Source organism: Bacillus sp. MN7755, from assembly GCF_054771475.1.
Genome location: NZ_BTRL01000021.1, coordinates 180,967 through 194,645 on the forward strand (window position 1 = coordinate 180,967; position 13,679 = coordinate 194,645).

Below are 13,679 nucleotides of genomic sequence, written 5' to 3' on the forward strand. Positions count from 1 at the left end.
TAAACTAGCACTTCTCTTCATTGTACCAAAATAAGCAAGAATTTCACATAATATTTTCCTTTACAATATTCCAAAATACCAATAAATACACTACAATGAGATTACATACAAATTTGCAGGTAAAGGTGATAAAAATGACACAATGCATCATTTGCAGAAAAGATACGAAAGAACTTAGTGAACAATATGTCATCCCAGAAATATTATGTGGATATTATTTCACAAACTCAATTTGTGATACTTGTCATGAACAAATGACAACAAATATTGATCGCCCCTTAATTCGGCATAAATTAAGTCAATTTAAGATTGAACAAATGAAAAAACAGATTGACTCCCCACTCTATACGAATGAGCATGGTGAGGAACTTGCAGCGGCTGAGACAGATGTTGTTGAAGTAAGTGATGAAATACTTTATTCCAATGCATTAATTATGAAACTATGTAAAAAGCACGATATTTCACTACATAATGAAATTTGGAAAGAAGAACGTGTAACGAAAGTAGCTAGCTCTATTCAACGTGAATTACTTTTAGATAACCGTAAATACAAAATGAGTATTTTAAAAATGGCTTATGCTTTCGCTGTACAAGCTGTTGATGGCTATTTTGAAGATCCAGATGCGATTGATATTTCTAATATTCTAGTAAATGCCGACTTCATGGAATTAAAAGAAAAGAGCATCGTTCGCGATTTAAGTAAAAGTTCTTTATGGAATACATTAAATACAAATAGTGAAAACCATTATTTTATTTTATTAAGTGATAAAGATGGCCTGTTCTGTTTCATTCGTCTATTTGATATCTTTGACGTTGTCGTTCATTTATCAGAAAAGAGATATGAACTTTCATCACCCATTGTCGGCGTAAATAATGTAGATAGGCAGGAATTTTATATCCAAACTTTAAAACAGTATATGGATGGACTATTTAAAGAAAAAACCTCTTCTATTTAATCGAAATCAGAACATACGGTCTCCTTTCTTGATGAAAAGACACTGTGTTATAATAAGTATGAAAAGAACAATACAATCACATAAACCAATTATTAATTGTATATAAATAAAAAAGACTAGTGTGCGGCTACACACTAGTCCACGTAACTTAGCAGATTGGATTGTTCATTTATCCTATTTGTTTCTTACAAACAAAACAACCCACATTCTATTGGCATAGGTGGGTTGTTATTTTTTGAGCTTGTCTATTAAAACGACGACGAACGTTAACAATGCAACGAGAAACAGTCCACCTTGCAATAACAACGCTATTTCACTCACTTATTATCACCCCCCTCCTACTCGGAGAAGTGATAATTGAACAACCAACCGTACCTTAAGTTACTATTTAATTTTACCATATTTTCTAATAGTTTACGATGAAAACCCGCAAGTGATTTACTTGCGGGTTTTTTTATCCCGTATTAACAGGCAGTAAACAATACGAAGTAAAGCATAGGTGAAACTGCCTGTAAATGCCCGATTGGTTCAACTAATAATCCTTTGGGACAATTCACCCAAAGGATTAAAGTTTCACTTTATTTCTCATTATTTTTTTAGTGTAAATGCATCAGCTATCATTTCGCCAACAATTTTCTTTTCTTGTTCCTTTTCTTCTTTCAATAAAGGAAATAACAGTTCCGCCACTTCATAGGCCTCTTCTAAATGAGGATATCCAGATAATACAAAAGTATCAATTCCTAACGCTTCATATTCTTTTATCCTTTCTGCTACTGTATACGGATCCCCAACAAGCGCAGTACCTGCACCACCTCTTGCAAGCCCGATGCCAGCCCATAAGTTAGGACTTATCTCTAACGACTCCCGTGTACCTTTATTTAAATGAGTCATTCGTTTTTGACCAACTGAATCATATCTTGCAAATGTCTTTTGAGCAAGCTCAATTGTTTCGTTATCTACATATTGAATTAAACGTTCTGCCTCTTCCCATGCTTCTTCTTCTGTCTCTCTTACAATTACATGTAACCTGATGCCAAATCGCACCTTACGCCCCTTGTCTTCTGCCAGTTTTCTTACTTCATCTATTTTCTCTTTCACTTGCTCTGGCGGCTCTCCCCACGTTAAATATACATCACTATGTTCAGCAGCCACTTCTTTACCCGCAGCAGACGATCCGCCAAAATAAATTGGTGGATACGGTGTTTGAACCGTAGGAAATACAACTTTACTATCCGTAACTTTAATATGTTTTCCTTCTAAAGAGATCGTTTCCCCTTGCAGCGTCGATTTCCAAACTTTTAAAAACTCATCTGCTGCTTCATATCTTTCATCATGTTCAAGATACAATCCATCTCCTTGTAATTCAACTGGATCTCCTCCAGCGACTACATTAATAAGTAGTCTTCCGTCTGAGATTCTATCAAATGTCGATGCCATCCTCGCTGCAACTGTCGGTGACATTAGCCCTGGTCTAACTGCTACTAAAAACTTTAATTTCTCTGTCTCAGCTGCAAGTGCCGATGCTAATACCCATGGATCTTCACAACCTTGACCAGTTGGAAGTAACACACCTGTATACCTTAAATAATCTGCTGCTTGTGCAACCTGCTTATAGTAACCGTATTCAGCGGCCCTTCCTCTTTTTGTCGTCCCCAAATATCGACCATCTCCATACGCTGGAATAAACCATAATAATTCCATGTCTTTACACACCCCTTAGTTATATTAAAATGTATTAAAACACTCTATATAAATTACCGCTAATAATTTATATGTTAATTTCCTATCTCTCCTTTAAAATTATCTCGCCATCTTAAAAACTTCACTTCTAGTAAACGTACGATTGAATCAGAAAACTTCCCAACGAATGCAAAGATAATAATACCGACAAATACGATATCTGTATTTGAAAATTGCCTTGCATCCATTATCATATAGCCAATACCTTCTGCAGATCCCATAAGTTCCGCTACTACTAAACTCACCCATGCAATTCCTAATGATAATCTTGCTCCTAGTAATAGGTTCGGTAATGCGGCAGGTAAAATTAATTTTGTAATTAATTTTCTTTTACTAAACTCTAATACTCTCGCAACATCAAATAACTTTGAATCTACACCTCGTATTCCTAGAAACGCGTTTACGTATAAAGGAAAAAAAGCACCATCTGCAATTAATAACACTTTCGATGTTTCCCCAAAACCGAACCATAATACGAAAAGCGGTGCAACAGCTAAGTGAGGCACAGTTCTTAACATTTGTACTGACGGATCTAAATATTGCTCACTTCTCGTTGAAAACCCAACAATTGTCCCTAAAATAATTCCTAAACTCCCACCAATAAAGAACCCAGCCGCAGCCCTGAATACACTAATACTTAAATGACCGAATAACTCTCCTGTTTTTATAATTTCTTGACAAGCTAAAAATATATCTAGCGGCGTTGGTAAAACTGTTTTAGAAACTAGACCGAATACGCCGGCTAACTGCCAAATTATTAATACGATAATTGGTATAGTAATCGCTCTTACTAACACTTTTACTTTTGTCTTTCGCACTTTCTTTACATCGTTATTACCAATCGTTATACTCGTTGGTTTCATAACAGCTTTCGTATTATCCAATTTACAAAACCTCTCTTCATTTCGCCTTTAACGCTTTTTCTACGAAAGAATTATCTACCACTTTATCGGTCTTGATTTCTTTCTTTATAGAACCGAGCTTATATTGAAAATCCGCTGTTTTTTGCTGTTCTGCTATTATTTCTTTCGTTACTGGAACTAAAATGGGTTTGTCGTGATTAAACACTTCTTTTACAATCTCTGCATCTATTTTCTTTGCAGAAGTGTATATTTTTATTGCTTCATCCAAGTTTTCATCTTGCCATACACGTGCTTTTTCATATACTTTAAGGAATTTCTCAACTAATTCTGGATGCTCTTTCGCAAATTTTGTTCTCGTAATTAAAAACTCTGGAGAAGATACATTTAATAGTTCACCATCTGTAATCACCTTCGCTCCTTTATTTACCGTATGTAACGATATGAAAGGATCCCAAATTGCCCATGCATCTACTGATCCTGATTCAAATGCTGGCTGCGCTTCATCTGGTTGTAACTGAATGACATTTACATCTTTCGCATTGATACCTTCTTTATCTAGCGCTCGATACAATAAATTAAAAGCGCTACTTCCTTTTGCAACAGCAATTTTTTTACCTTTTAATTGTTTGACACTCGTAATCTTGCTATCCTTTTGTACAAGAATCCCTGTTCCTTTTCTCGCATAACTTGTATTAGCAATTTCGGTAAATTCAATACCAGCTGCTTGAGCTGAAATAACTGGGGAGTTCCCAACTTCACCAAAGTCTAATCGATTTGATGCAATTGCTTCAAAATAAGGAGGCCCGCTTTGGAACTCTGTCCACTTCACTTTAACGCCTTCTTTTTTAAACTCTTCTTCAAACCAGCCTTTTTTCTGTGCGAGTAATAGTGGACTTAATCCTTGCTGAATACCAATTTGTACTGTTACATCTTCCTTCTTATTACTTGCTGTGCTTTTTTCACATCCAAATAAAAATAAAGAAATAGCTAAAGCAAAAGAAAGAACTTTGATTTTTTTATACATATACTCACTCTTTCCCTATATACTTGTTTGAATTAGTTCCCCGTGTTCAAACTGCTGTAATACTTTCTTTCGAATTTCTTGGAATGACTCCGAAGTTTTACTACGCGGATAAGGTAAATTATTTTCAATCACTTTATGTATTTTTCCAGGCTTTGCACTCATGATAACAATTCTGTTCGAAAGATATATTGCTTCGTCTATATCATGTGTAACGAATATCATTGTCGTCTTTTTTTGTTCCCAAATGTTGAGCAGTACTTCTTGCAAATGACTTCGGGTAAATGCATCCAATGCTCCAAATGGTTCATCAAGCAATAATACATTGGGATCTCTTAGCAACGCCCTTGCAATCGCAACACGTTGTGACATCCCGCCTGATATTTCTTTCGGATATGATTTTTCAAAACCGTCTAACCGAACAATTTCAACCCATTCCTTTACCTTATCCTTCACATACTTATCTTTTAATGACAAATCAGCTGCAATATTTTCTTCCACTGTTAGCCATGGAAACAATCGATGCTCTTGAAATATTAATCCTTGCTTCTTACTCGGTTTTGTTATACGCTCTCCGTCAATAATGATTTCTCCTTCAAAATCGCTGTCTAAACCCGCAATAATTTTTAATAGTGTACTTTTTCCGCAACCACTCGGACCAATTACTGTAACAAAATCCCCTTTCTCTAATTGAAAATTAATATTCTCTAATACTTGAACAGTACGAGTTTGTTTCGAAAAATATTTTGATACTCCATCAATTGATACAGTCACTTTTCCCCCTCCTTGAAATGATTCATCTAAATGAACAGATTCAGTATTTATGCAATAAAAAAACCAAAGGCATTTTATCAATAGATAAAATGCCTTTGGTTTCTCCAATCAGCAATACGTAATGGAATTAAGTACATATTATACAAATTTTTCCGATAAGTCAACTCAGTTTTATTAAAACATACGTATGATTTATTTGAACATCTTGACTGTTGTTTATTTGAAAATTATTTTTTATGGTCCTTAATCCACTGTAACCAATAAGAAAACTCACATGCCAAATGCATTTGATGCGATTTAATAAGACTATTAGGACAAAGTGCTGGGAACTCTACAACTAGACTTACTTCTATACCAGTATCTGTATTTTTGAATTGATGTCGAACTCCACCAATAGTAGTACCGTCTTTCATACGTGCAACACCTGTTGATTGGTATTGATAAGACTTATCTCTAGGTGTCTTCAATCCCGTTTCGTCACCAAAAACAATAAAAAATCGAACTGGAAACGGAGAATTACCAGTAGTTTCGATAACCTCTAATTCATTTTGCCCAAAGGGTCTTAATACATAGTGATCAGGACAAGCTGATAAATTCACTTGATCATTTTCACTTGATTGTTCAAGCATAAAACTATCAATTCCATTTATCGCTTCTTCTGCTGTAATCCCATCTAAATAAATACTTGTTTTTGAAAATTTTCGTCTATCGCCAGATAAAACAGTACAAATACGCATACCCATTTCACTTAATTTAAGTTTAGATTTTAACTTATCATACATTTCATTGGATGAATAATTTAACTTTAGTTCCGTTAGTTTTTTTATCATAACGTCTGTATCATTTAATTCCAGTTCTTTATGTCCTAATGTATTTAAAACTTTTTTAATACGTTCTCTTTTCCACTTTGTAAGTTGTTCATTCGAAATATTGTTTCCATCAATTATAATCTTCATATACATTCTCCTTCTCTTTGATCGTATCGTAGTGTATTTAATACTAAATTAACCATTTCTTGCTTCGTATCTAAATTCAAATTCGCGTCTGAATGGGCAATACTACTAAGACCGTATAAAATAAATCCTGAAGCTAATAATGAGTTAACAGTATTAAAAACCCCTGTTTTCACCCCTTCTTCAATCACTTGTCGAATTAATGGCTGCATTCGCGTAAATAATTTCTGTTCCAGTTGAAAATGTTGTTCCGTCTGAAACGAACTCACATTTTTATAAGGTGCTAATTTTTCGATAAATGTCCAAAATATATTTAGAGAATCTTTCATCTTTTGCATGACAGATCGTTCATTAGAAATAAGTATTTCTTCAATTAACTTCATATTTTTCACAATAAAATCATTTAATACTTCATCAACAAAATTCTCTTTAGACTTGAAGTAATAATAAAATAAGCCCGTTGCTACACCAGCATGATTCACAACATCTTTTATGCCAAATCCTTTCATACCATTTTTCATATATAGTTCAAATCCAATATCCATTAACTCTTGCCTTCTTATATCTGGTTCTTTTGATATTCTTTTCATACGTCATCTCCTAGTATGTTTTCTCTGCGACTGAATCTGATTCAATCATAAACGACTGAACTATATTCAGTCAATATTCGTTTCCACAAAAAAGAGTAATCCCAAGAAATATACATCTAACCTTAGACTTATCAAAAAAGTTAGATCATATAACTTAAGACTACTCAATTTCATTAAACACATATTTTCTTTTCAAATCAATTTCACTTTAGTTTAACCTCACCATTTCTGTCTCTACAATCATTTGAGGAAGCGTCTTTTGAATTATTTCCTCTAATACATAAAGAGCTTCATTCACATAGCCACCCTCAAAACCCTCTAAAGGCTCAGGTAACTCATCTTCATCTAAAATAAAATATTCTCCGCTTGGAAGTACCAAAATATCAATAATTAAGTCTTCAAATGACACTAGTTCGCCTGTTATTTGCGTATTTTTTACAACATTAAAATAAGAGCCTAAATACATTCCATTTTTATCTCTCCATATGTATAAATTGTACGGACGATCTTCCCAGTAGTATGCAATGGTGTAACTTCCTTTTGGGATTGTTAAACTCGTACTATGTGTAGTCATTGTAAATGAATACTGAACCTCATGAAATAACACGATGCTTTGCAACTGCTTTTCAAGTAATAAGCAAGTGTGATCTACTACGGTCGAGTCATACCGGATTTTTCTTTCTACAATTTTACTTTTAAGTGTTAGTAATTTATTCATTCTTTTTTTCCCCTTATGCTATTTCTAATCTTAATTATATCCATTTATATAGCGATAAAGAAGTGTTTGGTCTCCAATTACACAATAAAAACCCCCTCTTATTTAGAAGGAGTTTTTCACTGTCCATGTTTCATATTTTTTCACTTCTAATGGAAGCTCATTTGTTTTCAGCCACTCTACTGCACTACATACAAGCGGAGATGAATTGCCTTCTGTAATGCTTTCGATAGGAATCCATCTAGCTCCTGATGAATCTTGTTCTTCAAATTGTTCCGGTACTACGAATTCACCTCCGCACCTTTCAACACCGTAGAAAACTGCGATATGATGTACATGTGTATACTCCTTGAACTTTGAAGGATATTGAAAATCAACTGTAGCTATTTGTTTTACTACCGTTACCTTTAGACCGGTCTCTTCTTTAATCTCTCTATGAAGTCCAGCTAATAATGATTCCCCATCTTCTAGACTACCACCAGGTAGATCATACCGATTTCTATATGGCCCTTTAATTTTATCGATTACTAATAGATTATTATTTTCGATACAAATGCCGTACACACCAAACGCACGATGAAAATTAGTAGCATTATTCATGGTTCAATTTCTCCGTTACCACATCATAAAAGTTCCGTTCCTCATCAACATTTAAGTGAACACGACTTACTGTTTTAGAAAATCCATATAACAATTGTGCTTTCACTGGCTCTTTTAGCGTTATTTCAAATGTTGGAGGTTCCTTTATAAATTCCATCACCGTTGCGTCAAGAACTTCTTTCTCTTTTTTTAAAGGTTCGCCTTTATAAAACGCAATTTTATCTATTTGTGAAAATGGTAAAACAATTTTCTTTCCTAATCCAATTTGAATAATTATTTTTTCTTTCGCAACAATAATTGGATTTTTACGCATTGCTTGTATTTCAGCTAAAAAATAAAACATTGCATATACGTTTAAAATAAGTAACACCCATGCTACTACTGGATTCCATTGATGAAACAAATAATGAAAACCGATACTTTCTATTAAGGTCGCATGGATGATCATGATATATACACCTATTGCACCAGTCTTTTTGTGATATGAGTATACGGATTCACCTTCTGGTACTTTTTCACGCCACGATAAAAATGCATAATAGATTAACTTACACTCCGTTACAATAATATCTATTAATTTATTTCTTTTCATAGTAGCGTCAAACGCAGCATCAATTGCATAAGAAAATGAAGAATACTCACTTTTATATTCTTTATATTTTTTTATTATGGTAGGAAGCTTTCTAACAATTTTATATAGAAGGAATAACTCTAAACATACAAAAGCAATTTCTCCTGCTACTATAATATAAGAAACGTATGAAAAAGCTTGTAAATAATCGCTTGGAATAATAAATCTTGCAAATATATAACCAGCTATTACAACAGGAAATATATACGTTAACGAGTATCTTTTTCGAATAATAAAGAAATACGTAATGACCGGAATTACAAACATGCAATCTAATAATGATCCAAGAACAACTTCTTTCGGAGTAGCTGGTACAATCGGAAGAGCATATAATAAATAGTTTGATAACAAGATTAAAGATACGAGTCCAATCCAGATACCTTTTCGCCTTAGCGAAAGTGTGACATTCATACGTCCACTCCTCTATTTAAAAACCTCGTTTAAATGGTCTTTATAAAATGAAATAGCACGTTCAAATTCTTTAACTTCTTCTACTTTTACGACTGTTTCAAGTAGTAATTTCATCGCGGATTCATGATCGTTTACATTATATTTTGCTAATGACAAAAATACTTTCATCACATCGTTATCTGGAAACTGCTGTAAACCTGTTTCTAAAACAGTAATTGCTTTGTCATACTCCCCTATACAACGATATGTACTACCAAGGCCGATATATGCGCCGCAAAGTGACTCACCTTCAAGACCGTTTGCAATTGCCTGTTCATAATATGGCATAGCTTCTGTTTCAAGACCCATTACATCATGTATCCAGGCACATTGATAAAGTACTTCTGCATCCCTCGTAAAGTTTGTTAATCCAATGAGTATCTCTTTAGACTGCGCATATTTCTTTTCTTTCCGGAGTTTAATAGCTTGCTTTAATAAATGTTCCATAGAATTCACTCCTCACCAATTATTCTATGTATCCATTTTGAATGTTTAACGTTTGTGTAAAAGTAAAATTCCCATAAATTAAAGTTTCGCTTACCTATATATACTATGCGGATTTACTCTTATCCAAATACTTAAAATTAAAAAGCAGTAATGTGATTACATAGTACTTCTAACCTTTTGACAATTTCTTTCGCTGTTTCATCTTTCCCATTACATAGCTTCCCTTTACCGTCTTGTCCAATTACGTAGTGTACCGCTCCGCACGAATATAAAGAATGTGGTGAATTCGCAATCATTATACTCGCCTTTGCTTCTTCCATTCTATTTTTTGCTCTTTCAAACAGTTCTTCTTCATTTACATCACTTTCAAGCTTAAAGCCTACGAGCACTGTTTCTGGATCCCACTTTTTTATTTGTTTTAATACTTTCGGCGCCTTTTGAAAATGAATAATTGGCGCTATATCACTTGAAATTTTTCCATTCATATCAAGAACATTCCCATCTTGATCACAAATCTTGTCCACAATCCAATCTGATCCAGCCGCTGCCATAATGACTGCATCAACCTTTTCATGCGTAATGATACTTTTCATTTTATCTTGTAAATCAACAATTCCTTCAAATGGGTGTAATTCTAATTGATTATTTATATCGTTTGGTTTCTCGGCAAAATAACCGTGTAAATATATAACATGCGCTCCTTTACTTATAAGCTCTTCAGCAATTATTCTTCCAATTGTTCCTTTTGCCATATTCGTATGACCACGCACTTGGTCCCATTTTTCTAAACAACCACCACTTGTAATTAATACCTTTTTCCCCTTCATTGTAACCATCCCTTACTGATTTTTCTTACGAAACCATTCTGTCCCAAAGTCAACGATATCTCGTTGTTTCATAAGACGACACTTTGCGTTTCCTATTTTCCCCATTGTTACAGTACCTTTTTGCTCAAACGCTACTCCGATTTCTACAAACTTATCAGAATCGTAATCCATATCCACAAACTCTTTCCATACTCTTTCACTATTTTCTATAATAGGTGCCCCCACTTTAATTAACTCACATGCACCAGAACGTACTTCAGATAAATGTACAGACGTGTTGGAATCATAGCCAACACCAATTAATAATATGTACCCGTCTAAATCATATATTTTTCTTAATGGAGATTCCTCTCCTAAACTCATCGATAGTGACTGATTTATCGTTATTTCTTCTGCGTGTTTTCCCCATGCAGCAAAACTCCCTAATGGATGATTGCTACGAACTACATTCGGATATGTACGAAAACATTCAACTATTTCCCCCATGCCTCTTGTTGGTGTTATTCGTGGATCATACGCTGGGACATTATCACGGATAATCTGCCACCAGTCTTCAGGTACAGGCGGTCTTGACCAATGTTTCGGATCGGATAAATCTGAAGATTGCGTTGGCATAATGATTGTTCCTTCTTTTGTAACAACTTTCATTAATGCTTCAACTACCGCAACCGCTCCACCAGATATCCAGCCGATAGAACTTAGCGAAGAATGCACAATAACCGTCATCCCTTTTTCTAACCCTAATTTTCTTAAATCATTTGTAATTGTTTTGATTGTATTTGGCAATTGTGTACTTGCCACTATGTCATTCATTTTCACGATTGTTCCCCCATTTTATTTTAAACTACTACATACATATATTATCATATTTTTCTTAATTTTTAACTTAATCATTTTCATCTACGTAAAAAATGGTAATATATTGATTTTATATAACAAAAGAAGAAACATGAAGGCGTTACATCCAAACAATAATAACACTATATAGAAACAAAGAGCTCATCAAAAATGATAAGCTCTTTGTTTCATTTACCCTTCAATTGTAACCCCTGTAAACATCGATAAGTTTCCTGTTATTTTCTCACCTACACGTAAAAATAACCCTGCGGCTCTTCCGCTTATGCAGTGTGACCCAATTAATAGTTTACCGGTATATGGACCATCCCATGTGTCAATTGTATAGTCAGGCATTTCTATATATTGCTGATATATTTTCCGTTGTTCAAAGTAATACTCTGTTTTATCTTCAGCTAATAGTTCATCATTTTTGTATATAGATACCCCTCCGCCTTCACGGCCGTATAAAGGTTTAGAAACATATGATTCATTTTTTTCTATAAATGGTTTATTTGTAAAATATGTTGGTAGGAAGTATTTCTGAATGATTCCTCGCTCTTCTTCCTCAAAGAAAACTTCTTCTTCGTAAAGTTGCCAAATTAATGCGAGTATACTTTTATTTTGCATAAGAAAAGCAGCCGGTGGATTAATGATTTTCACTCTTCCTTGCGCTATATGATCTAAAAACTGGAGTCCAATTCTTTTCCCGTTTTTATCAGTATCTGAAACTAAATATTCAATTGGATATAGTCTATATAAATAATGGATTCGTTCACCATTTGGCGTATATATACCATCATCTGCAACGACGATATCTTGTATTCCTATATAATCTGTTGATTGATCTAAACAATAGTTTCTTAAAAACTGTACTGTTTGATGGTCTTCCTCGTGCCAATCATAACTAGTAAAATATATCGTTTCTCTAGGATTTATACTATAGTCATGTTTAATTTGTTCCCATGCCTGCACTATATGCTCTTCTATATGGTTTGGATGATTTACATCATGATAACGACACAACACTTCATTAGCGACAGACGGTTCTAAATAACCTGTTGGTGTATCACAATTTACTTCTATTAACTTTATATCTTCACCGTTTACGATAAAGTCAAATCTTGTAAAATATGAAAACAAACCAGTATGTTTCATTCTCGCAATTTCCCACGTTTCAGCTGGGAATCCTAGTTTTTGAAAATCTTCTGTCGTATTTACAATATATTGATACGTTCTATATAACACGTACATGATTTCTTCTGTCGCTTTTGAAATAGCAGTATATGTGTTTACTGGCATACGATACATACCTGTTGCCATATATTGGTTCCATTCATCATTCTCTAATAGACTCGGCCAAGTAAATCCATTCCGACCAGCCTCTTCTGCAAGAGAAAACCATACTTTCATATACTCTTTCTGTTCTTGTTCTGTATACATGGTTCTATTATCCTTTCATATTATGATCCAGCTGGCGCTTTTGCGTTCCCAATTCCACTGGAACCAGAATTCACTTTTGGTGTTTGTGTCGTAGATGATTTCGGCGTATTTGTATCTGGCGTCACTTTATTTGTTGGATTTGGCTGTTGTTTATTTAAATCCACTTTATTGGAAGAGTTGTTGTTGTTACTGTTAGTTCCACCGTAATACCCTCCACCACCGCTGCCACCAGTTCTACGTTCGTCTTTTTCACGATATGGAATAACATTATTTGCATACGGTTTCTTCATTACATTTGGTTTTGCTGTAAAATTCATATTTGAAGTTCTGCTTGCTAATAAATATCCTGCTACGAATGGAAGTATCGGTAAATGTGAGTTTTCATGATACGATGAAAATGACGAATTAAATTCCTTACATAACTCATCATTTTCTACATTTTCATTAGTAGGAGTTTTATCATCACAATTTAAATTTTCTTGTTCATTCCCTTGCTTTGCACCATCTGTTTTAACAGCAGTACTTTCTTTCTGTGCAGTTTCTTCTTCATAATCACCACAGCCAGTTAATAAAAAAGATGACACCCCTATTGAAGTAGCAATTTTTATAAATTTACTTTTATCCATTCTCATGTGTTATACACCTAATTTCTTTTATCTATATTTTTCCAGATAACTTTATTATATAATGTAAATATTAATGTTTTCAAACTAAACCTTTTATGCACATTTGCATCTTTTGCTTTTTATTCCCTAAATAAAAACGAACTATTATTATATTATACATACTATAATAAATTAAAAGACGACCTAATACTGGAGTGACCCCTGTCAAG

General features: G+C 33.9%; 16 protein-coding genes. 1 reads left to right on the forward strand and 15 read right to left on the reverse strand.

Features of this window, described 5'->3' with window-relative positions; translation table 11 throughout:
• Window positions 1-134 precede the first annotated feature (134 nt).
• Complete coding sequence (locus tag ACYVEC_RS23600) at window positions 135-956, forward strand: HNH endonuclease (RefSeq protein WP_063221537.1); 822 nt, start codon at window positions 135-137, stop codon at window positions 954-956.
• A gap of 228 nt (window positions 957-1,184) precedes the next feature.
• Here the strand turns inward: ACYVEC_RS23600 and ACYVEC_RS23605 are convergent, their stop codons facing one another.
• From ACYVEC_RS23605 to ACYVEC_RS23675, 15 genes are all read right to left on the reverse strand, one after another.
• Window positions 1,185-1,277, reverse strand: a complete 93-nt coding sequence (locus tag ACYVEC_RS23605) for a putative holin-like toxin (RefSeq protein ID WP_001289320.1) — start codon at window positions 1,275-1,277, stop codon at window positions 1,185-1,187.
• A 267-nt stretch (window positions 1,278-1,544) separates the two neighbouring features.
• Window positions 1,545-2,657 carry an FMNH2-dependent alkanesulfonate monooxygenase gene (gene ssuD / locus ACYVEC_RS23610; RefSeq protein WP_063221538.1) on the reverse strand — a complete coding sequence of 371 codons (1,113 nt, stop codon included), beginning with the start codon at window positions 2,655-2,657 and terminating at the stop codon, window positions 1,545-1,547.
• Window positions 2,658-2,731: 74 nt separating this feature from the next.
• A complete protein-coding gene (locus tag ACYVEC_RS23615) occupies window positions 2,732-3,580 on the reverse strand; it encodes an ABC transporter permease (protein ID WP_063221539.1) in 849 nt (282 codons plus the stop codon).
• 16 nt (window positions 3,581-3,596) lie between these two features.
• Window positions 3,597-4,583 (reverse strand): aliphatic sulfonate ABC transporter substrate-binding protein, encoded by a 987-nt coding sequence (locus tag ACYVEC_RS23620; RefSeq protein WP_063221540.1) that lies wholly within the window; start codon window positions 4,581-4,583, stop codon window positions 3,597-3,599.
• Between the two features lie 15 nt (window positions 4,584-4,598).
• Window positions 4,599-5,354 (reverse strand): ABC transporter ATP-binding protein, encoded by a 756-nt coding sequence (locus ACYVEC_RS23625; protein WP_063221541.1) that lies wholly within the window; start codon window positions 5,352-5,354, stop codon window positions 4,599-4,601.
• Between the two features lie 227 nt (window positions 5,355-5,581).
• On the reverse strand, window positions 5,582-6,310 hold the full coding sequence (locus ACYVEC_RS23630; RefSeq protein WP_063221542.1) for a hypothetical protein: 729 nt from the start codon (window positions 6,308-6,310) through the stop codon (window positions 5,582-5,584).
• Window positions 6,307-6,897: a TetR/AcrR family transcriptional regulator gene (locus tag ACYVEC_RS23635; RefSeq protein ID WP_063221543.1), complete on the reverse strand. Its 591-nt coding sequence runs from the start codon at window positions 6,895-6,897 to the stop codon at window positions 6,307-6,309. Before ACYVEC_RS23635 ends, ACYVEC_RS23630 begins: the two co-directional genes overlap by 4 nt.
• A gap of 208 nt (window positions 6,898-7,105) precedes the next feature.
• A complete protein-coding gene (locus ACYVEC_RS23640) occupies window positions 7,106-7,615 on the reverse strand; it encodes a ribonuclease FAU-1 family protein (RefSeq protein ID WP_063221544.1) in 510 nt (169 codons plus the stop codon).
• A gap of 102 nt (window positions 7,616-7,717) precedes the next feature.
• Entirely contained in the window at window positions 7,718-8,212 is a 495-nt protein-coding gene (locus ACYVEC_RS23645) for an NUDIX hydrolase (protein ID WP_063221545.1), read from the reverse strand.
• The gene (locus ACYVEC_RS23650) at window positions 8,205-9,254 is read right to left on the reverse strand and encodes a hypothetical protein (protein ID WP_199677834.1); all 1,050 of its coding nucleotides are present in this window, start codon (window positions 9,252-9,254) and stop codon (window positions 8,205-8,207) included. Before ACYVEC_RS23650 ends, ACYVEC_RS23645 begins: the two co-directional genes overlap by 8 nt.
• A 12-nt stretch (window positions 9,255-9,266) precedes the next feature.
• On the reverse strand, window positions 9,267-9,740 hold the full coding sequence (locus tag ACYVEC_RS23655; RefSeq protein WP_000400626.1) for a tetratricopeptide repeat protein: 474 nt from the start codon (window positions 9,738-9,740) through the stop codon (window positions 9,267-9,269).
• Between the two features lie 137 nt (window positions 9,741-9,877).
• Window positions 9,878-10,567 (reverse strand): phosphopantothenoylcysteine decarboxylase domain-containing protein, encoded by a 690-nt coding sequence (locus tag ACYVEC_RS23660; protein ID WP_063221547.1) that lies wholly within the window; start codon window positions 10,565-10,567, stop codon window positions 9,878-9,880.
• A 12-nt stretch (window positions 10,568-10,579) separates the two neighbouring features.
• Complete coding sequence (aacC, locus tag ACYVEC_RS23665) at window positions 10,580-11,380, reverse strand: BA2930 family N-acetyltransferase (protein WP_142332774.1); 801 nt, start codon at window positions 11,378-11,380, stop codon at window positions 10,580-10,582.
• A gap of 216 nt (window positions 11,381-11,596) precedes the next feature.
• Entirely contained in the window at window positions 11,597-12,844 is a 1,248-nt protein-coding gene (locus ACYVEC_RS23670; protein WP_063221549.1) for a glutathionylspermidine synthase family protein, read from the reverse strand.
• Between the two features lie 20 nt (window positions 12,845-12,864).
• Entirely contained in the window at window positions 12,865-13,476 is a 612-nt protein-coding gene (locus ACYVEC_RS23675) for a hypothetical protein (RefSeq protein ID WP_460508589.1), read from the reverse strand.
• Between the last annotated feature and the right edge of the window lie 203 nt (window positions 13,477-13,679).

Bases quoted from the DNA above. Each gene is read 5' to 3' on its own strand.
- ACYVEC_RS23600 (WP_063221537.1), top strand. From the start codon at position 135: ATGACACAATGCATCATTTGCAGAAAAGATACGAAAGAACTTAGTGAA.
- ssuD (WP_063221538.1), bottom strand. From the start codon at position 2,657: ATGGAATTATTATGGTTTATTCCAGCGTATGGAGATGGTCGATATTTG.
- ACYVEC_RS23620 (WP_063221540.1), bottom strand. From the start codon at position 4,583: ATGTATAAAAAAATCAAAGTTCTTTCTTTTGCTTTAGCTATTTCTTTA.
- ACYVEC_RS23630 (WP_063221542.1), bottom strand. From the start codon at position 6,310: ATGAAGATTATAATTGATGGAAACAATATTTCGAATGAACAACTTACA.
- ACYVEC_RS23635 (WP_063221543.1), bottom strand. From the start codon at position 6,897: ATGAAAAGAATATCAAAAGAACCAGATATAAGAAGGCAAGAGTTAATG.
- ACYVEC_RS23640 (WP_063221544.1), bottom strand. From the start codon at position 7,615: ATGAATAAATTACTAACACTTAAAAGTAAAATTGTAGAAAGAAAAATC.
- ACYVEC_RS23645 (WP_063221545.1), bottom strand. From the start codon at position 8,212: ATGAATAATGCTACTAATTTTCATCGTGCGTTTGGTGTGTACGGCATT.
- ACYVEC_RS23650 (WP_199677834.1), bottom strand. From the start codon at position 9,254: ATGAATGTCACACTTTCGCTAAGGCGAAAAGGTATCTGGATTGGACTC.
- ACYVEC_RS23655 (WP_000400626.1), bottom strand. From the start codon at position 9,740: ATGGAACATTTATTAAAGCAAGCTATTAAACTCCGGAAAGAAAAGAAA.
- ACYVEC_RS23660 (WP_063221547.1), bottom strand. From the start codon at position 10,567: ATGAAGGGGAAAAAGGTATTAATTACAAGTGGTGGTTGTTTAGAAAAA.
- aacC (WP_142332774.1), bottom strand. From the start codon at position 11,380: ATGAATGACATAGTGGCAAGTACACAATTGCCAAATACAATCAAAACA.
- ACYVEC_RS23670 (WP_063221549.1), bottom strand. From the start codon at position 12,844: ATGTATACAGAACAAGAACAGAAAGAGTATATGAAAGTATGGTTTTCT.
- ACYVEC_RS23675 (WP_460508589.1), bottom strand. From the start codon at position 13,476: ATGAGAATGGATAAAAGTAAATTTATAAAAATTGCTACTTCAATAGGG.